General features: G+C 71.9%; 14 protein-coding genes (1 of these 14 running past the window's edge). 9 read left to right on the forward strand and 5 right to left on the reverse strand.

The window, feature by feature from the left end; genetic code table 11:
* Nucleotide 1: 1 nt before the first annotated feature.
* Nucleotides 2–1000, reverse strand: a complete 999-nt coding sequence (sbnA, locus tag BS80_RS21065; protein ID WP_035799614.1) for a 2,3-diaminopropionate biosynthesis protein SbnA — start codon at nucleotides 998–1000, stop codon at nucleotides 2–4.
* Between the two features lie 234 nt (nucleotides 1001–1234).
* Here sbnA and BS80_RS21070 point away from each other — a divergent pair, with 234 nt between their 5' ends.
* The 7 genes from BS80_RS21070 to BS80_RS21100 all read left to right on the forward strand — a co-directional run bounded on the left by BS80_RS21070 (nucleotide 1235) and on the right by BS80_RS21100 (nucleotide 10339).
* A complete protein-coding gene (locus BS80_RS21070) occupies nucleotides 1235–2227 on the forward strand; it encodes an aspartyl/asparaginyl beta-hydroxylase domain-containing protein (protein ID WP_035799615.1) in 993 nt (330 codons plus the stop codon).
* A 30-nt stretch (nucleotides 2228–2257) separates the two neighbouring features.
* Nucleotides 2258–3589 (forward strand): GNAT family N-acetyltransferase, encoded by a 1332-nt coding sequence (locus BS80_RS21075; protein WP_051966858.1) that lies wholly within the window; start codon nucleotides 2258–2260, stop codon nucleotides 3587–3589.
* Nucleotides 3582–4934, forward strand: a complete 1353-nt coding sequence (locus BS80_RS21080) for an ATP-grasp domain-containing protein (protein WP_035799617.1) — start codon at nucleotides 3582–3584, stop codon at nucleotides 4932–4934. The genes BS80_RS21075 and BS80_RS21080 overlap by 8 nt, the downstream gene beginning before the upstream one ends.
* Entirely contained in the window at nucleotides 4931–6190 is a 1260-nt protein-coding gene (locus tag BS80_RS21085) for an MFS transporter (RefSeq protein ID WP_051966859.1), read from the forward strand. The genes BS80_RS21080 and BS80_RS21085 overlap by 4 nt, the downstream gene beginning before the upstream one ends.
* Nucleotides 6191–6277: 87 nt before the next feature.
* Entirely contained in the window at nucleotides 6278–7198 is a 921-nt protein-coding gene (locus BS80_RS21090) for a LamG domain-containing protein (RefSeq protein ID WP_083974994.1), read from the forward strand.
* 183 nt (nucleotides 7199–7381) lie between these two features.
* On the forward strand, nucleotides 7382–8758 hold the full coding sequence (locus BS80_RS21095) for a cellulose binding domain-containing protein (protein WP_232246548.1): 1377 nt from the start codon (nucleotides 7382–7384) through the stop codon (nucleotides 8756–8758).
* A gap of 45 nt (nucleotides 8759–8803) precedes the next feature.
* Entirely contained in the window at nucleotides 8804–10339 is a 1536-nt protein-coding gene (locus BS80_RS21100; RefSeq protein ID WP_083974996.1) for a polysaccharide deacetylase family protein, read from the forward strand.
* Nucleotides 10340–10391: 52 nt separating this feature from the next.
* Here BS80_RS21100 and BS80_RS21105 read toward each other — a convergent pair whose 3' ends face one another.
* Together BS80_RS21105 and BS80_RS21110 are read right to left on the reverse strand one after the other, a co-directional pair.
* Nucleotides 10392–11867 carry a glycosyltransferase gene (locus BS80_RS21105; RefSeq protein ID WP_232246549.1) on the reverse strand — a complete coding sequence of 492 codons (1476 nt, stop codon included), beginning with the start codon at nucleotides 11865–11867 and terminating at the stop codon, nucleotides 10392–10394.
* The gene (locus BS80_RS21110) at nucleotides 11864–13135 is read right to left on the reverse strand and encodes a nucleotide sugar dehydrogenase (protein ID WP_035799625.1); all 1272 of its coding nucleotides are present in this window, start codon (nucleotides 13133–13135) and stop codon (nucleotides 11864–11866) included. The genes BS80_RS21105 and BS80_RS21110 overlap by 4 nt, the downstream gene beginning before the upstream one ends.
* Before the next feature lie 498 nt (nucleotides 13136–13633).
* On the opposite strand from BS80_RS21110, the gene BS80_RS21115 reads away from it, so the two are divergent.
* Entirely contained in the window at nucleotides 13634–14632 is a 999-nt protein-coding gene (locus tag BS80_RS21115) for a 2-hydroxyacid dehydrogenase (protein ID WP_198045569.1), read from the forward strand.
* 7 nt (nucleotides 14633–14639) lie between these two features.
* Here BS80_RS21115 and BS80_RS21120 read toward each other — a convergent pair whose 3' ends face one another.
* On the reverse strand, nucleotides 14640–15935 hold the full coding sequence (locus BS80_RS21120) for a chitinase (protein WP_051966860.1): 1296 nt from the start codon (nucleotides 15933–15935) through the stop codon (nucleotides 14640–14642).
* Between the two features lie 246 nt (nucleotides 15936–16181).
* Between BS80_RS21120 and BS80_RS21125 the strand changes: the two genes are divergently transcribed.
* Nucleotides 16182–17054, forward strand: coding sequence for a polysaccharide deacetylase family protein (locus tag BS80_RS21125; RefSeq protein ID WP_063772026.1), 873 nt, complete (start codon nucleotides 16182–16184; stop codon nucleotides 17052–17054).
* Between the two features lie 19 nt (nucleotides 17055–17073).
* Here the strand turns inward: BS80_RS21125 and BS80_RS21130 are convergent, their stop codons facing one another.
* A protein-coding gene (locus BS80_RS21130; protein WP_035799630.1) for a molybdopterin-dependent oxidoreductase crosses the window boundary here: on the reverse strand, nucleotides 17074–18834 show its 3' portion. 990 nt of this gene lie beyond the right edge of the window; the window shows 1761 of its 2751 coding nt (coding positions 991–2751); its start codon lies off the right edge, out of view; the stop codon is at nucleotides 17074–17076.

Genomic DNA, 18834 nt, shown 5'->3' on the forward strand with positions numbered 1-18834 from the left:
CTCAGCTCACTCCTTCGGCGGCGATCGGGTCGCCGGCCACGTGTACGGGGACGGTCTGCGGCAGCTCGAAGCGGGCGGCCACCCAGTCGTCGCTGTAGACCGTCTCCAGATAGCGCTCGCCCAGGTCGGGCGAGATGGCGACCACGCGCGCGCCGGGGGGGATCACCGGCGCGCTGCGCAGCACCGCGGACAGCACGGACCCCGTGGAGCCGCCGACCGCGAGGCCGCGTTCCCGGGCCAGCAGGCGGCAGGTCCGCACCGCCTCGGCCTCGGGGATCATGATCACGTCGTCGACGGCGTCGGGACGGCAGAGCTCCGGCCGACGGCTGGTGCCCAGCCCGGGGATGTGCCGACGGCCCGGGGGCCCGCCGAACGTCACCGATCCCTCGGTGTCCACGGCGATGATCCGGGTGTGCGGGGAGAACCTGCGGAAGTACTGCACGCAGCCCATCAGGGTTCCGGTGGTCCCGGCCCCGACGAACAGCTGGTCGACCCGGCCGAATTCCCGCAGAACGGACGCCGCGGTGGTCGCGGAGTGCGCCTGCGGATTGGCCGGGTTCTCGTACTGGTTCAACCAGACGAGATCCGGGTCGACGGCCAGCCGGGTTTTGATGTAGTCGATCCTGGTCCCCAGGAAACCGCCGTTCGCGTCCCGCTGGTCCACCATGACCACCTGCGCGCCGAGCGCCCGGATCATTCCCAGGCTCTGCGGCGAGACATTGGGGTCGGTGACGCAGGTGAAGGCGTATCCCTTGCTGGCCGCGATCAGGCTCAGCGCGATACCCAGGCTGCCCGACGAGGATTCGATGATCCGGCCGCCCGGCCTGAGCAGGCCCCGGCGCTCGGCGTCGGCGACCAGGCCGAGCGCGGCCTTCGCCTTGATCGAGCCCGCCGGATTCAGCCCTTCGAGCTTCAGGAACAGCTCGGCGTCGGCCAGGAGGCCGTCCATGCGCAAAAATATGTCGTCGAGAATAATCTCGTGAACGCGCTCGAAGATCATTCCACTCCTGTGCCGTTCCACACCTGTCGTGCCAGAAACCTAGGCCAATCCTTCGGCTCGGCGGAAATGCCGGGTCGGGAGCGTTCATGCCGCTGTGGAATGAGTCCCCGAGCGGCCTTCGAGCATTGATGCGGGAACGGCATGAATCCGCGTGAATCGCTATTTCCCGGGGGCGTCGGTCTCTGCCTAGCATCCGAAAGGCTTCTGCTCGCCGAACCTCTGGGAGGGACGATCATGACGATTACCGAGGCACTGACGGTGCCGATGCCGGCCGAGGCGGCCCGACTGGCCGGCACCTTCGACGTGGCCCGCCTGCTCGCCGAACTGGAGGTCGTGCGAAGCCACCGCTGGGACCTCCAGCGGGTCTACGGGGACGCGGTGGGCGACAGCGCCGAGGTCGACTGGCGGGTGCTCTCGCTGCGCAGCCAGGGCGGCGACGGCACCCGCACCGACCCCGGCGGCCCGGGCCTGGAGGACTTCGCCGACACCGAGTGGCTGGCGCACATCCCCTATACCCGCTCGATCCTCGCCGCGCTCCCCGCGCCGCTGCGGGCGGTGCGCTTCATGGCGCTCGGTCCGGGCGCCGTCGGGGTCCGGCACCGCGACCCGATGGTGGGCCCGACCTGGGGCCGGGCCCGGCTGCACATCCCGCTGACCACCAACCCGGGCGCCGTGGTGGAGCTCGACGGCGTCGAACACCGCTGGCAGCCGGGCGAGTTCTGGTTCGGCGACTTCAACCGGATGCATTCGGTGTGGAACAGCGGCAGTGAGCCGCGGGTCCACATGGTGATCGACTGCCACCTGGTCCCGGAGCTGGCCGAGGTGTTCCCGGCCGACTGGAGCGCGTACTTCGAGCACGGCGACGTGCTCTTCCACCGCCCGGAGAACCCGCTGCAGGCCGCCGAACTCGCCGCCCTGCCGGCCGCGTTCGACCTCCCGGCCGCCTTCGTCGACTGGGAGCGGACCGGCGACCCCTTCGCCGGCGCCGAGCAGCCGCAGGCCACGGTCACCGTCGAGCTGGTCGGGGACGCCCTGGAGCTCCAGGTCGCCGGGGGCCGACGGCTGCGCCTGGTGCACGTGGCCGACCGGGAGTTCCGCTTCGCCGGCTGGACCCAGGAACGCACCGTGCAGTTGCTCACCGACCGGCCGCAGCCGGCCGTGCTGCTGCGCAGCCGGGCCGGGCGCACCGTGCGCGAGCTGACCGTACCCGCCCGGCCGACCGCGTAGCACCGGGGCAACCCGTAGAGAGGGAGATTGATGGGAGCCGTGTCGCACGACTGCGCCGGAGCGCGCCGCGACGAGGGCGGCGCGGGTGGGCCCGAGCTGCCCCCGGAGTTCGCCGCACCCACCGGTGCCGTCGCCCCGGAGGTCTGGGACCGGCTGGCCGGACCGCACTTCTACTCCTCGGCGGGTTCGCTGGCGATGGCCGCCCGGGACCGGCAGGGCATCACGGGCGCGGTGCACGCCGGTCCCGCCGACGCCCCGGACGCCGCCGTCGCGGTGACCGCGCTGCGCGACGAGCGCGGTGGCGCCAACGGCTGGGCGGACATCCTCACCGCCCGCGGTCTGCCCGCCCCCGCGCAGCGGGCGCTGATGGTCGGACCGCGCCGCGGCTACCAGAGCCATCTGCTGCCCGGCGCCGCGGCGACCCGGGAGCAGGCCGCCGCCCTGCTGCTGCCCCGGCTGCGGGCGACCGCCGCCGACCCGGGCCTGCGCGCCGCGCTCGGCGGCGACGCCACCGGGACCGCCGGCACCGCGCTGCCCTGCGTGGCGATGCACACCAGCGCCGCCGACCTGGCGGCCCTGCGGTCCGCCGGGGTGGACACCCCGCCGGTCCTGGTCCATCTCGACGCCTGGCTCCCGGTGCGGCCCGGCGGCTGGGAGGGGTACCTGGCCGGGCAGCCGTCGCGCCGCCGTTCGCTGATCCGCAAGGAGCGCCGGCGCTTCGCGGAGAGCGGCCTGCGGGTCGAGCGGCTGCCGCTGACCGCCTGCGCGGACGAGGCCGCCCTCCTGCTCGCGCAGACCGGCAGGCGCTACGGCGGCACCGTCGACCCGGTCGCGTTGGCCGCCGAGTTCCGCTTGCAGGAGACCCTGCTGGGCGTGCCGGGCGAGGTGCTGCTCTGCCGGGACCAGGACGGCCGCGCGATCGGCTTCAGCCTGCTCTACCACTGGGGCGACACCTTCTACCTGCGGGCGGCGGGCTTCGACTACGACCGGCTCCCCGGGGTGACGGAGTACTTCAACCTGGTCTACTACCTGCCCCTGGAGATCGCCGCCGAGCGCGGCGCCCGCTGGCTGCACGCCGGTATCAAGGCCAGCCAGGCCAAGGCCATGCGCGGCGCGGAACTGCGCGGACTGTGGCTGCTCGACCTCAGTCCCGACAGCCCGCTGCACGGCCGGGAGCAGCAGGTGCACCGCGCCAACCAGGCGTTCCTGGCCGCCCAGGCGGGCGAGTCCGAGGCCGTGGCGCGTGCCCTGAGCGCCGACCTGCGGGCCGAGTTCGCGGACACCCTGACGGACCTGACGGCGCAAGGCCCGACGCCTCCGACGCCCCCGACGACCCCTGACCGGAAGCACGCCGATGTCTGAGCCGACCACCGCGGGCCCCCGCCCCGCCGTCCTGATCGTGACCGATCTGGTCATCCTGTCCCGGCACTACCGGCTGATCGACGAGGCCCGGCGGCGCGGGCTGGTGCCGCTGGCCGTCTTCGGCCCCGAGACGCCCGCCGACCGGCTCGCGGCCCATCGGGCCGACCCGGACCACCCGCTCGCCGCACTGGCGGAGGTGGTCCACGTCGCCGACTGCTCGCTGGACACCCTGCTGCCCGCGATCCAGCCGCTGCTGGCCCGCTACGAGGTCCGGGCGGTGGTCAACTGCGGCGAGGTGTTCGTCGAGGCGGCCGGGACGATCGCCGAGTGCCTGGGCCTGCCCGGACCGGGGGCGCACGCCGCCCGGGTCTGCCGCAACAAGCTGCTCCAGCGGGTCGCGGCACCGGCGCTGTCGCCGCGCTGGACGGTGCTGCACCCGGCCGGCCGGGCCGCGGCGGCCGACTGGAGGGTCTTCCCCGCCGTGCTCAAGCCGGTGGCCCGGATGTCCAGTTCCGGGGTCCAGCGGATCGACGGGCCCGCGCAGCTGGTGGACGCCGTGCGGACCTATCCGGCGGACGAGGTGCTGTTGGTCGAGCAGCTGGTGTCGGGCCCGGAGTACTCGGTGGAGTCCCTGGTGCACCAGGGACAGCTGGTCTGGTCGGGCGTCACCGCGAAGCGGACCACCGAGGAGGCGGGCCGGTTCTTCGCCGAGACCGGCCACCGCTCCCCGGCGCCGGGGCTGGCCGAGGCCGACCGGCGGATCCTGCTCCAGGCCAACGCCGAGCTGCTGGAGGCCGTCCACTTCGACAGCGGCATGACGCACGCCGAGTTCCGCCTGCACGAGGGCCGGGCGGTGCTGATGGAGGTGGCCGGCCGCCCGCCCGGCGGCGCGATCGCCAAGCTCTGGCAGCTCACCGGCGAGATCGAGGTCGAGCCGGCCCTGCTGGATCTGATGCTGGGGTGCCGGCCGGCGGCCGGCCCGGCCCGGCGGCAGGCGGCCCAGCTCTACCTGGACCATCCGCACGGCGTGCTGCGCGGGGTCGGGTCGGGGCCGGACGTCCCGGTCGCCTGGGTGACCGAGGACGGCCGCTGGCCGGAGTTCGACGCCGCTGCGGCCGACCACCCGGCGCGCTGCCACGCGGTGGTGGTCACCAAGTCGCGCGGCGACCTGCTGGGCGACCAGGTGAGCAACGGCGACCGCGCGGTCTCGGTCATCGTCGACTGCCCGCTCGACGGGGACCTCGACGCGGTCGCCGACCGTTTCGCCGCCGCCGTGCGGATCGACGCGGACCCGCCGTCCGCCGTCCCCGGCACGCTCCGGGACAGAGCGGAGGCGACGGTATGAAGAAGTACGGAGCCGTCCTGCGGTTCGCCGACTTCCGTCGGATCTGGTCCGGCGTCACCCTGAGCATGCTGGGCGACGGCGCCAGCTGGACGGCGCTGGCCTGGATCGCGGTGACCCGCGGTGGCGCCGGCGCGCTGGCGTTGCTCGGGATCCTCTACACCGCGCCGATCATCCTGGGCGGCGCGCTGGCGGGCCTGATCGTGGACCGGGTCTCGCGCCGGCTGCTGCTGATCACCGACTCCGTGGTGCGCGGCTGCGCCGTGGGCTGTCTGCCGGTGCTGGCCGCCACCGGACAGCTGCGGCTCTGGGAGCTCTACGCGGCGGCCGCCGTCTGCGGCCTGCTGAAGATCCTGCCGATCGGCATCGTCCCGGCCGTGCTGCCCTCGCTGGTGCCGGCCGAACTGGTGCCGACGGCCATCGCGCTGGAGGTGGTCTCCCAGGGGATCACCGGCCTGGCGGGTCCCGCGCTCGGCGGGGTGCTGATCCCGCTGCTCGGGGCGGAGCAGGTGCTCGGCCTGGCGGCGGTCTCCTTCCTCTTGTTCGCGGTCTTCGTCCGGCGGATGGACGACCGGCTGGTGCGGCCCGCCGCCCCGGAGGCCGACGGGCGCAGCTCCCGCAGCAGTTGGGTGCCGGTCTTCCGACTGCTCGGCCGCGACCGCCAGTTGCTCGCCATCGTGCTGGCGCTCAGCGCGTCCAACGTCGCCCTGGGCATGTTGACGGTCACTCAGCCCTGGTTGGCCGAGTACACCTTCGCGAAGTCGGCGCGCACCTTCGGGCTGCTGGTCGCGGTCTTCGCCGGGGCCGAGCTGGTCGGCTCGCTGATCGCCGGCTCCCGGCCCGCCGCGACCCGGCCGATGGTCCAGATCGGCCGGCTGCGGGTCATCTCGGGGGCCGGTCTGCTCTTCCTGCTGGTGCCGAGCCTGCCGACGGTGCTGATCGGGCAGGTGATCTGCGGCTGGGCGGGCGCCATGGGCGGGGTGCCGTCGCAGACCGTCCGGTTCAACCGCACCCCGCCGGAGCTGTGGGCGCGCACCATGACCCTGATGCGCACCCTGATCCTGGGCGCGATCCCGCTGGGCTCGGTGATCGCCGGGCCGCTGCTCGCCGGCGGGCGCTACCGCACCGCGGTGCTGGTGATGGCCGCGCTGTCCGGCTTGCCCGGGCTGGCGCTGTTGTTCTGCTTCCGGTCGCGGACGCCGGTCCCGGCCGCCACCACCGACGTCACCGATGTGGTGGCCGGCCGGCAGGTCGTTTAGCGGGGGCGGTTGGGCGGCCGCGCTGAGGGGAAATCTTCGGTTACCCCGGTGTTCGCAGGTGCTCTGGGGTGCCTTAGGGTTCGGGCCATGGAGAGCGGGGGAAGTGTGGGCGGCGGCCAGGACGGCAACGGCGGCTGGGGTGCGCCCGGATTCGGGCCGGTCGGCAGTACGCCGGACTGGGCGGCGATGGCCGAGGCGACCGAGCGTGCGGCGCGCCGCAAGCGGCTGATGCGGGTCGGCATCGGTGTGGTGGCGACGCTCGTGGTGGCCGGCATCGTGGTCGTCGCGCTCGTCATGGCGGGCCCGCTCGGCAAGAAGGACCCGAAGCCCGCACCGCAGCCGGTGGCCGCGAACTGTGTCGCGCCGACCACCGCGCCGATCACCGGCAGCAACGACCTGCGGCTCGGTGCCACCACCCAGGTCGGCACCGTCGACGGCCACAGCGGCCTCGCGCTGACCACGCACGGCACCCCCGACGGCTACGCCGAGGTCAACTCGGTGGTCGTCAACACCTGCACGAGCTTCACGGTCTCCGCCGTGGTCCGCAACGGCGCGACGGACGAGCCCCGGGCCGCCGTCTCGCAGGGCAGCGACGGCTTCTTCTCGTTCTACCTGGGCCGCGACATCGTGGGTACCCACGACCAGTGGGTGTTCAAGGTGCAGACCGCCGCGGAGAGCGGCAAGGCCATCCAGTCGCTGTCCGCGAGCCCGGCCACCGTCGGGCAGTGGACGACGCTGACCGGTGTCTACGACGTCAAGGCCAAGACCATCTCGCTCTACGTCGACGGCGTGCTGGCGAAGACCACCCCGGCGCCGGGGATCCTGTCGACCAACGGCCCGATCGAGATCGGTCGCGCGCGCTTCAAGTCCCACTGGGTGGACTCCTGGAACGGCTCGATCGCCGACGTCCAGGTCTGGGACCAGCCGCTGCCCGCCGACAAGGTCGCCCAGCTGGCCAAGACCCGCTCGACGGACGTCGCGCCGCACGGCACCTGGTTCAGGTTCTGAGGCAGTTCGGCTCGCAGGGGCGCAGGAACGGGTAGCTAGGATGGCCGCTGCATTCGGTCAACTATGACCACCATATGAACGTGCGGCCTCAGTAACGCGCTCGCACCTGTACTAGGAGCTTTCGTGGGATCTGCCCGCAGCGCGTCCCGTCGCGCGTGGAGTGCGCTCAAAATACTCCTCCTGGTGCTCGCGCTCGTCGCTGCCGGCTATCTGCTGTATCCCGTGTGGCGTGCCGCGCATCCCACGCCCCCCGACCTGACCGTCCGGTACCGCACCGATCCCACGCCCGTGGTCGCGGTGGCCAAGCCGCAGTTGGAGATCATCAACACCTCCAAGAAGACGGTGTCCCTGAACGACGTGACGGTGCGGTACTACTTCACCGCCGACGGCGGTTCGGCGTACGGCTTCGACTGCGTGGACGCCGCGGTCGGCTGCTCGAACGTCTCCGGCACGATCGTCCCGATGGCCAACCCCACGGCCGACGCCACCGACTACCTGGAGCTCACCTTCGCGGCGGGCGCGGGGACCCTGGCGCCCGGTGCGAACAGCAAGGGCATCAGCCTGCAGCTGTTCCGGCTGGACCACCAGAACCTGAACCAGGCCAGTGACCGCTCCTTCAACGCCGCCGACACCAGCTTCAAGCCGTCCAAGCAGGTGACCGGCTACCTGCGCGGCGCGCTCGTCTGGGGCCAGGCGCCGGCCGGCGACGGCCCCGCGGCCGCGAGCCCGGGCGCTTCGGCGCAGCCCTCGGGGGCGCCCGCCCCGAAGCCGGCCGTCCCGGACGGCGTGGTGTTCGACAACTTCCACTACAGCGGCCCCACCGACCCCGCGCTGATCAAGCACGGCTGGCGGATCCGCACCAGCAAGGGCGGCCCGGGCATCGCCGACACCTGGTCGGCCGGGGGCGTCAGCTTCCCGGGTGAGCCGTCCGCGCAGGGCGGCCAGGTGCTCCAGCTCCAGGCCGCCACCAACGGGACCAAGGAAGGCACCACGCAGGCCGAGGTGCAGAGCGCGAACACCCCGTTCCTGACGGGCACCTACGCGGCCCGGATCTACTTCGCCGACCAGCCCACCAGCGGCACCAACGGCGACCACATCAACGAGTCCTTCTACACGATCTCGCCCGACGACTCGCTCTACAGCGAACTCGACAACGAGTACATGCCCAACGGCGGCTGGGGCTCCAAGGGCCCGGTGCTGGACACCACCACCTGGTTCAGCGCCAAGGCCGGCGACCGCAGCACCCAGCGCCACAACATGAGCCTCCAGGGCTGGCACACCATCGTGATCACCGCCGTGAACGGCGTGGCCACCTACTCGCTGGACGGCAAGGACCTGTTCAGCAGCACGGGCAAGTACTACCCGCGCGAGGCGATGGTGGTGAACTTCAACGCCTGGTTCGTCGACCTGCCGTTCACCGGTCCCCGGACCTGGGACATGAAGGTCAACTGGTTCTACTACAACGCCAAGCAGGCGATGTCCCTGACGGACGTCCAGAAGACGGTGACGGACTTCTACGGCAACGGCACCAACTACGTGAACACCGTGCCCAAGCCCTGAGTGCCGCTCGCCGTCCGCACGTCCGATCGCCCACAGGAGTCCACGATGAGCAACGAGCCGGTCCTGAGCCCCCTGGGGCAGGACGCCCCGTCCGCCGCCCCCGCGCGGGCGGTGAGCCGCCGCTCGGCGCTGCGCCTGGCCGGTGCGGGCGGCCTCCTGGCCGCAGGCGGCGCGTTGCTCACGGGCTGCGGCGACGACGCGGCGACCGGGAGCACCTCGACGGACCCGAGCACCGCGCCGTCGTCCGCCTCCGCCGCGCCCTCCACCGGCTCGGCGAAGGTCGCCGCGGTGGACCTGCCGTTGGTCACGCCGGCCGGGCACGCGCCCAGCAGCCGCCGGGCCACCTGGTCCCAGCAGTTCCAGGCCGACCACGGCTGGTCGGCGGCCGGTGCGGGCACCGCCTCCTCCGAGGCCAACGACACGTCGATGTTCATCACCGGCTCCCAGTCGGTCCGGGTCACCACCGACGGGTCGGGCCGCCAGTCGTACGTCCGCCGGGTCGGCATGCCGAAGATGGACCTGACCGGCAAGATGATCAGGCTCACCTTCCGGGTCGAGGACGTCACCCACCTGAGCAAGCTGGCCTTCTACCTCGGCACCGGCACGCTCGCGAACAACTTCCACTGGCAGTTCCACAACCACTCGGCCACCGCCGCCAACTACGTGCAGTCCGGCGAGTGGGTGGTGGTGCACCTCCAGTGGGCGGACGTGGCGGCCGCGGCAGGCTCCTACGACCTCTCGCCGGTCGGCGTACCCTCCACCACGTCCGGCTTCACGGACATGTCGTTCGCCGCGTACGACAACGCGGGCGGCCCGGTCACCTTCCACCTTCAGGCGATCGAGCTGCTGCCGGACACCCGCACCACGTTCTCCAAGGGCGTCGTCTCGATCACCTTCGACGACTCCTACGCCTCGGTCTACAACCTCGCCCTGCCGGCCATGAAGGCGCACGGGTTCGCCGGCACGATGTACAACATCGCGCAGGCGGCCGGCACCAGCAACTACCTGACGCTCGACCAGATGCGCTCCCTGCAGGACTCCTCGGGCTGGGAGATGGGCGGCCACGCGTTCTCGACGGCCGCCCACAACTCCGGCTACAACCAGCTCACTTCGCAGCAGGTGGACACCGACATGGGCCAGCTGCGGGACTGGCTGAACGCCAACAAGTTCTCCAACGAGCACTTCGCCTACCCGCACGGCTCGTTCCAGCAGACCTCGGACGGGATACCGGTGGACCGGATCGCGAGCCGCTACTTCAGTACCGCCCGGTCGATCATCTACGAGACCGTCGAGTCGTTCGTCCCGGCCATGCCGTACCGCCTCAAGGCCCTGACCGGCCTCAACGACGGCACCGGCACCGGGGGCGAGGGGCTGGCCGAGGTGACCGGGCAGGGCGCCAAGCTCGACCGCTGCGCGCAGAGCGGCGACTGGCTCATCCTCTGCTTCCACGAACTCGTCGCGGGGGCACCGTCGTCGAGCACGCAGATCAGCCAGGCCGGCTTCACCAAGGTGATGGAGGCGATCGCCTCGCGCGGCATGCCGGTGGTCACCGTCGCGGAAGCGATGAAGCACTACTCCTGAAGACGGCTCCGCCGGTCCGGCCCCCAGCGGGGACCGGACCGGCGGTGGTGTGTCAGGCCCGCTGCGGGCTCAGGCCGGACAGCTCGGCCTCGTCCTCGCTCCACATGGCCGAGTAGTCCTCGCCCTCGCCGCCCTCCGAGCTGATCTCCACGCCACCCTGACGGGTGCCCCAGGTGCCCTTGTTGAGGGTGAGCAGCGCGTACATGCGCAGCGGCGTCAGCAGGGTCAGCTGGATCACGCCGTACACCGGCGCGAGCAGGAACATCCCGAAGCGCTTGACGAGGCCCATGTTCCGGCGCGGGAAGTCCAGGTAGCGCACGTTGCGCAGGTACCCCATCAGGATCATGAACGTCGCGTAGTCGCCGACGTGCCGCACGAAGGCGAGCGGGTTCAGGAACGGGCTGATGAACAGTGAGTACACCATCGCCGTGCCGAAGGTGACCCAGAGGCCCATCTCCATGACGGTCAGCCAGAAGGCCGGCCGCGACTTGCGCTGGTTGCGCAGGGCCCAGAGCGACTCGCGGAAGAACGACTTGTTCCAGCGGACCTGCTGGCGCAGGAAGTGCGGGAGCTTCTCCGGGACGGCGGTGTAGCCGACGGCGGTCTCCTGGAAGACCACCTGACCCTCGGTCAGGCAGTAGTTGGTCATCCGGCGGTCGTCGCCGAACACCGCCGGCTTGCCCAGGAACTGCTGGTTGAGGAAGTCGGGCAGGTACTTGCGCACCAGGTCGCCGCGGTAGGCGGACAGCGCGCCGCAGCAGCACAGCACCGAGTTCAACTGCGAGTAGGCGGCGCGCTCGAAGAGGAACGAGTTGCCGTAGCGCAGGTCCTGCAGGCGGGTGAAGATGTTGGCGTTGTGGTTGAGCGCCAGCACCATGCCGGTGGAGGCCATCACCTTGTCGTCGACGAGCGGGACGATCAGCTCGCGGACGGTGTCCCGGGTGAGCACGGTGTCCGAGTCGACGCAGAGGAAGACGTCCGACCCGGGCGCGTCCAGGAAGCCGCGGGCCAGGGCCTCGCGCTTGCCCTTGTTCTCGGGCTGCGCGCTGACCTTGAACACCACCCCGGCCGCCTCGAACTCGCGCGCGATCCGCCGGGCGACGCCGAGGCCCGCGGGATCCGCGCTGGCGTCGTCGATGATGTGCACCTCGTTGGGCAGGCGGCTCTGGGCCAGCAGGCTGCGCAGGCCCTGCTCGAAGGTCGCGGGGTCCTCGTTGTAGATGGGGACGACCGCGGTCACCCACATCCGGTCCAGCCGCTCGCTCTCGCGCGCCGTCGCCCGTCGTGGGCGGTAGAACAGCGCCAGGAACATCTTGATCGACAGCAGGCCGATGGAGATCAGCGAGTAGACGTGGACGGTCGAGGTGTCCATCTTCGTGGAGATGAAGAACGCGAGCGCCGCGAAGACGACGTAGGACACCTTCAGATGGCGCTTCTTGCGGTGCCCTCGCCGACCGCCGCGCCCGCGGGCCGCCTCGACCGCGGGGGCCGGGCGGTTGCGGTGGCGGTTGTTCTCGGTGACCGTCACAGCTGGACCGCCCGCGGATGCCCGGCCGACTTCCCCCGGGTGTCGAACAGCAGCTCGGCGCGGTCGGCGAGTTCGGTGATGTCGATCTCGCTGTGCGGCTGGAGCAGGATGGTGAGGTCGGCCCGGGCCGCCTCCGCCAGGTAGTCCGTGGCGCGCTCGATCGGCAGCCCGGACACCTCCCAGGCCGGCACGTTGCGGTCGTAGTAGCGGATGTCCGCGCCGCGGCGCAGCAGCTCGACCGCGACGGCGGTGGCCGGCGTCTCGCGCTGGTCGGATATGTCGGGCTTGTAGGTGACGCCCAGCAGCAGCACCCGGGAGCCCTTCATGGCCTTGCTGCGGTCGTTGAGCAGGTCGACGGCGCGCTGCACCACGTGCACGGGCATCCGCTGGTTGATCTCCTGGGCCAGTTCGACGAACCGGAACGGGATGCCCAGCGACCTGACCTTGTAGGAGAGGTAGTTCGGGTCGATCGGAATGCAGTGACCGCCGACGCCGGGTCCCGGGTAGAAGGGAGCGAAGCCGAACGGCTTGGTGGACGCGCAGCGGATGGCGTCCCACAGGTCGACGCCGATCTCCCGGCAGAACATCGCCATCTCGTTGACGAGCGCGATGTTCACGTGCCGGTAGGTGTTCTCCAGGAGCTTCGCCATCTCGGCCTCGCGCGGGCTCTTGGCCTCGACGACCTGGCCGACGAACTGCTCGTAGAACTTCCGGGCCGCCTTGGTGCATTCCGCGGTGCAGCCGCCGACCACCTTCGGCGTGTTCTCCAGGCCGAAGTCGGGGTTGCCGGGGTCGATGCGCTCGGGCGAGAACGCCAGGTGGAAGTCGGTGCCGACGGTGAGGCCGGTGGCCTCCAGGGCGGGCCGGACCACGTCGTCGGTGGTCCCCGGGTAGGTCGTCGACTCCAGGACGACCAGGGTCCCCGGCTGAAGGTGCGCCGCCACCGCGGCGACCGCGCTGTTCACCGCCGTCAGGTCGGGGGCGCCGTGCTCGGTCAGCGGCGTCGGCACGCAGATCACCACGGCCTTGGCACCGGCGATCTCGGCGGCGTCGGTGGTGGCGCTGAAGCCCTGGGCACGCATCTCGGCGAGTTCGGCGTCGGAGATGTCGTCGATGTGGGAGCGGCCCGCGTTGAGACCGTCGACGACCGCGCCGCTGCGGTCGAGCCCGACCACGCGCAGCCCCGCCCGCGCGGCACCGCGCGCGAGCGGCAGGCCCACGTATCCCAGGCCGACCACAACAAGATCCGTGTTCCGGTGGGAACTCATGACGGGCACAACTCCAAAAGGCTTGTATCAGCGCCGTGGAAATGGCGCTCTGCTACGGGCTGCCGACGGAATCCCGTCAGCAGCACTTGCAGTCGCCACTTCCGGAACGCGCCGATCACCCACGCCTGGAGTCGTTGGTCCGAACCGGAGTGGACGGTGCGTATTACCCCACCCTCAATCCGGTCGCCAGGCGACACGCGGGACTGCCGTGAAGATGCTCGCACGGCGGCATCGGGGCGGTCTGCGCAGAAGTGGAAGGTGAAGAGTGAGGCGCATCACATTCAATCCCTGAACCTGTCCGTCTTATCCGGGAACCGGGTAGTTGACGCATAAACAAGGCGATTGGTGAGTTTCGCCCGAGTTGTTCGCGTACCGGAGCTGATGAACCTTTTGTCGCGGCGGCGCTCGGCGCTCGGCGAGTTGGGCCGATCCGCACCCACCCGACCGGGGCGAGACCCTAGTCTGGCACCGCGGGATTTCCCATTCGTGGAGGACAGCGTGACCGAGCGCAGTGCGGCACCCGGCGGCCGGCGGATCATCGTGACCGGTGGGACGTTCCCCGAGCCGTGCTTGCGCGCGTTGCGCGAGGCCGGTTACGACGTGCGGACGGTGGGCGGCGACCTCGACGAGGACGGTGTGGTCCAGGCGCTCGACGGCGCCTGGGGGTACGTCCTGGGCGGCTCCGAGCGGATGACCGCCAAGGCCTGGGACCGGCTGCCCGACCTCGCCGCGGTCTGCTTCATGGGCACCAACTACAGCTCCTTCCTGGAGCTGCCCGCCGGGCCGTCGCCGATCGGCTTCAGCTGCACCCCGCACGCCAACGCCGTGGCGGTCGCCGAGTTCGCCGTGGCGCACCTGCTCGACCTGGTGCGCTCGGTCTCCCGGACGGCCGGCGAGGTCGCGGACGGCCGGTGGAGCGAGCGCGCCACCCCCTCGCTGGTCGGCGCCCGGCTCGGCATCGCCGGGATGGGCCACATCGGCCGCGAGGTCGCCCGGATGGTGCACGCCGCCTTCGGCACCGAGATCGTCTACTGGAACCGCACCCGCCGTCCCGAGCTGGCGGCGCTGCCCTACCGGTCGGTCCCCTCGCTGGTCGACCTCTTCGAGACCGCCGACGTGGTCTCCGTGCACTTCGCGCACGAGCCCGGCGAGAACGACGGCGTCATCGGCGTCGAGCACCTGCGCGCACTGGGCCCGGGCGGCTACCTCGCCAACCTCTCGCGCGCGAACGTGGTCGACCCCGACGCGCTGCGCACCGCCCTCACCGAGGGCTGGATCGCCGGCGCCTCGGTCGACGGCTACTACACCGAGCCCGCTCCCGCCCCGGCCGACGACCCGTACGGGCTGCTGCGTCTGGTGCCGGACCGGCTGCTGGTGACGCCGCACAGCGCGTACCACAGCGTGCAGGCCGTCCGCAGCATGGCGGACATGGCGGTCGAGAACCTGCTCGCGGTAGGGCGCGGCGAACCGGCGCCCCACGCGATCGTCGCGTCCTGAGTCTGCGTCAGTTCAGCAGCCGGCGCAGGGCGTTCACGCCACGGTCCGGCAGTCGCGGGCCGGTGACCGGGGACGGCGTGAACGGGGTGGCCGCCATTGCGTGCGCCGACATCGCTGCGGGCGGCGGGAGTTGGGCGATGGCCGAGGGGTGCGGGCGCCGTGCGTCGCCGGCCGGGACCGGCCCCTGCACCGCCGCGCCGACCTGCAACGTCGCGCCGACGACCTGCGGTTGCGCCTGCGGTTGCACCGGCGGGGGCGCTGCCGCGGGCGCGGGTGGCGGGGGTGGCGGTGGCACCGGGGGATTGAGGATGTGCGAGAACTCGTACGGGCGTTGACGCGTGCCGCTGCATCCGCTCGCGGGGGAGGCGCCGTCGTGGCAGGGCCGGTCGCGTCCCAGCGCCCAGAAGGAGAGCAGCCGCAGGCCCTTCTCGGTGGCGAAGGACGCCACCCGGGCGGCGTCGTCGGTGCTGAACACCTCGCCGGCGGAGTCGTTGGCCCCGAGCATCGGGGTCAGGCCCTGCATGGCCCACACCTGCTCGGGCGTCTTCTCCGGCCAGATGCGGGTCAGTTGGTCGTGCAGCCCGTTCGCGGCGGAGATCGCGGTGTCGCCCATGTCGATGTCATGGGAGGCGTAGTCCATGGTCATGATGTTGACCACGTCGACCGCCAGCCCGTGGCTGCGCGCGTTCCCCAGCAGGTCGACGGCGTTGGAGGAGAGGCCCCACGGGTTGACCGGCAGCGTGTAGTGGACGGAGAGGGTGCGCCCGGCCGCGGCGTACTCCCGCTGCAGGTCGGCGAGTGCCTGGTTGCGGCGGTCGTCGCCCTGCTCGTCGTCCAGCGTCTCGCCCTCGATGTCCAGGTCGATCCTGGTCAGGTTGAAGGCGTCCACCACGCGCCGGTAGGCGGCCTTGAGCGAGTCCGCCGAGTCGCAGGCCTGGGCGAGTTCGCGGCCCTTGCCGCCGCCGAAGGAGGCGATCACGTCGCCGCCGGCCGCCCGCAGGTCGTTGACGGCGGCCGGCCAGGCGCCGTCGTCGAGCGGGATGCTGCCGTCGAGGGCGCCGTTGCAGCCGCCGTCGCTCACCACGAAGGCGAGGGTGAAGTACTTCAGGCCGGTCTCCGCGCGGGCCCGGGCCAGCGCCCGCGCGGATCCCCAGGTCTCCACGTAGGGGGCGGCGAAGCGGGCCGGGAACCCGGGGCCGGGCCCGACCGTCGCGGCGTACGCCAGGTCAGCGGTGCCGAGCAGGGTGCAGGAGGCCAGCACCAGCGGTGCGAGGAGACCGGGGGAGCGTAAGGGGCCGAGCATGCTTCACTCCTGTCTGATGCGGCTCTGGTGGCCGTCGGCGGAAGCGATCGGGTGCCGGTCGGGCGGGGGCGTGCGGGCGTGCGGGGTCGGGGGGACCGATCACTGCCGCAGTATCAGTCCGGGTCGGCCCGCAGGGACGTTCGACTCGCGGCGGTGTGCTCCGGCTGGGCCATGCGGGGGTAGTCGGTCGGACGTGCGGTGGGTCGAACATGCGGGCGGGCCCAACGAGGCAAGACTTCAGACGTGATGATTGATCATCAGATCGGCTTTTCGCGGCGCCTGATGCTCGGCGCCGGCGCTGTCGCCCTGCTCTCCGGCTGCGGTTCGGGCGGTGCCGGGAGGGCCGCGCGGACCCTCTCGCCCGCGGCCGGCCCGAGTGCTCCGGCCCAGGCGCCGCCGCAATCTCCCGTACCGGCATCGTCGGCCGAGCCGGCCGCGCGGGCGCCCGAGCCCGCGCCGGCCGACACCCCCGACGGCGCGCCGGACGTCCCGGAGTACCACCTGCACGCCGGGCCGATGACGCTGGCGCTGACCTTCGACGACGGACCCGCCCCCGCGACCACCGACCAGATCCTCGCGACGCTGCGCCGGCACGGCGTCACGGCGACCTTCTTCATGATCGGCGCCAACGTCGAGAAGTACCCGGACGTGGTGCGCCGGGTCGTCGAGGATGGACACCGGCTGGGCAACCACACCTGGTCCCACCCGGATCTCGGCACGCTCTCCGCGGCGGAGGTCCGCGACGAGCTCGAACGGACCAACGAGATCATCGCGCGGGCCGGGAGGACCGATCCGCCGACGCTGTTCCGCGCGCCCGGCGGCAACTTCACCAAGGCCTCGCTGGCGGTCGGCGCGGCGATGGGCCTGCGGCCGGTCTCCTGGTCGGTCGACCCCGAGGACTGGTCCCGGCCCGGGACGGACGCCATCGTCGAGCGGGTGATGAGCCAGAGCCGCACCGGCTCGATCGTCCTGGAGCACGACGGCTGCCTGACCCCCGAGCTCGTCCCGGCCCCGGGCGGACCCGCCGACCGGTCGCAGACCGTCGAGGCGCTCGCCCGCTACCTGCCGCAGCTGATCGACGCGGGCTACCGGTTCGCCACCGTCGGCCCGGCGGCCTGACCGGGCTCCCCGCCGCCGGTCAGGTCCGCGGTCCGCCCGCGCGCCGGTCCGCGAGCGCCTGCCAGACCTTGTCCCGCAGGAACGGCGCCTCGGTGAAGCGCACGCCGGTGGCGTCGCGCAGCGCGTTGGCGAACGCGGGTGGGACGGGGTTGAAGGGGCTCTCGCTCATCGACTTGGCGCCCAGCGGGCCGATCGAGTCGGAGGTCTCGGTGAAGTGGACCTCGGTGCGCGGCACGTCGGCGTAGGCCGGCAGCCGGTAGCGGCGGAACGCGGCGGTGGTGACCTGGCCGCCGTCGTCCACCAGCACCTGTTCGAAGAGGGTCGCGCCGAGCGCCTGGGCGACACCGCCCTCGACCTGGCCGCGGCACTGCATCGGGTTCATCACCTTGCCGGCGTCGGCCCCGTGCACGCTGCGCAGGATCTTGATCTCGCCGGTGTCCGGGTCGACCGCGAGCCGGAACCACTGCGAGTTGAAGGCCACCGAGCGCGGCGAACCGCCCCAGTGCCCGTCGGCGCTGAGCTCGACCTCCCTGCCGCGCGCGGCCTCGAAGACCTCCTTGAGCGAGACCAGCCGCCCGTCGCACTCCACCGAGTCCGCGGTCAGCCGCAGCAGGCTGCGCGGGGTGCGGGCGTACTCGGCGGTGAAGGAGAGGATCTGCTCGGCGAGGGCGTTGGCAGCCTTCATCACGGCCTTGCCCGCCACCACCGTGCCCGCCGACCCGAACGCGCCGGTGTCGTGCTTGACCACGTCGGTGTCGGACTGGCGGATGGCGATGCGGTCCACCGTGGTGCCCAGCGCGCCGGCGGTGATCTGCTTGTGCACGGTGGTGGTGCCGTTGCCGAACTCCGCGGTGCCGACCGCGATGTCGTACGTGCCGTCCTCCAGCAACTTCACCGTGGCGTCGGCGAAGTGGCCGCCGGGCGGGCCGGTGGCGATCGCGGACATCGCGAAGCCCTGGCCCACCAGCCAGCCCGGCGGGGACAGTTCGGCGCTGCGGTCGTCGGCGAGGGCGTCCCGGACCACCTGGAGGCACTGGTCGAGGCCGTAGCTGGCGATGTGCAGGTCCTCCTCCTCCCCGCAGGGGCCCTCCATGTGGTCGCCGGGGCCGATCACGTTCTTCTCGCGCAGGACGAGCGGATCGATGTCCAGGAGTCGGGCCAGCTCGTCCATCGCCGACTCCAGGGCGAAGGTGACCTGGCCGAGCCCGTAGCCGCGGAACGCACCGGCGGGCACGCCGTTGGTGTAGACCGAGTACGCGTTCACCTTCTTGTTCGGCGCCTTGTAGACGCCCATCGACTCGCCGACACTGTGGAACATCACCGCGGGGCCGTGGTTGCCGTACGCGCCGGTGTTGGCGACCACCCGGAACTGCAGGGCGGTCAGGGTGCCGTCGCTCCTGGCACCGACCTTCACCGTGACCTTGAACGGGTGCCGGGTGGTGGCGCCGTAGAACTGCTCGGCGCGGGTGAACTCCAGCTTGACCGGCCGGTGCAGCTTCAGCGCGGCCAGCACCGCGATGTCCTCGGTGAGCATCTCCTGCTTGCCGCCGAACCCGCCGCCGACCCGGCCCGCGACCACCCGGACCTTCTCCATCGGCAGGTCGTACAGATCGCACAGGGCGCGCCGGGTCAGGAACGGCACCTGGGTGCTGGAGCGCACCACGATCCGCTCCTCGGCGCCGTCCTCCCCCTCCTCGAAGTAGGCGACGCAGCCGTGCGTCTCCAGGCTGGCGTGCTGGACCCGTTGGGTCTGGAAGGTCTCCTCGTAGACGACGTCGGC

The organism is Kitasatospora mediocidica KCTC 9733, from assembly GCF_000744225.1.
Lineage (GTDB): Bacteria > Actinomycetota > Actinomycetes > Streptomycetales > Streptomycetaceae > Kitasatospora > Kitasatospora mediocidica.

Coding starts and splice junctions, on each gene's coding strand:
- BS80_RS21085 (WP_051966859.1), top strand. CDS start 4,931: ATGAAGAAGTACGGAGCCGTCCTGCGGTTCGCCGACTTCCGTCGGATC.
- BS80_RS21120 (WP_051966860.1), bottom strand. CDS start 15,935: ATGCTCGGCCCCTTACGCTCCCCCGGTCTCCTCGCACCGCTGGTGCTG.
- BS80_RS21110 (WP_035799625.1), bottom strand. CDS start 13,135: ATGAGTTCCCACCGGAACACGGATCTTGTTGTGGTCGGCCTGGGATAC.
- BS80_RS21080 (WP_035799617.1), top strand. CDS start 3,582: ATGTCTGAGCCGACCACCGCGGGCCCCCGCCCCGCCGTCCTGATCGTG.
- BS80_RS21075 (WP_051966858.1), top strand. CDS start 2,258: ATGGGAGCCGTGTCGCACGACTGCGCCGGAGCGCGCCGCGACGAGGGC.
- sbnA (WP_035799614.1), bottom strand. CDS start 1,000: ATGATCTTCGAGCGCGTTCACGAGATTATTCTCGACGACATATTTTTG.
- BS80_RS21125 (WP_063772026.1), top strand. CDS start 16,182: ATGATTGATCATCAGATCGGCTTTTCGCGGCGCCTGATGCTCGGCGCC.
- BS80_RS21090 (WP_083974994.1), top strand. CDS start 6,278: ATGGAGAGCGGGGGAAGTGTGGGCGGCGGCCAGGACGGCAACGGCGGC.
- BS80_RS21070 (WP_035799615.1), top strand. CDS start 1,235: ATGACGATTACCGAGGCACTGACGGTGCCGATGCCGGCCGAGGCGGCC.
- BS80_RS21100 (WP_083974996.1), top strand. CDS start 8,804: ATGAGCAACGAGCCGGTCCTGAGCCCCCTGGGGCAGGACGCCCCGTCC.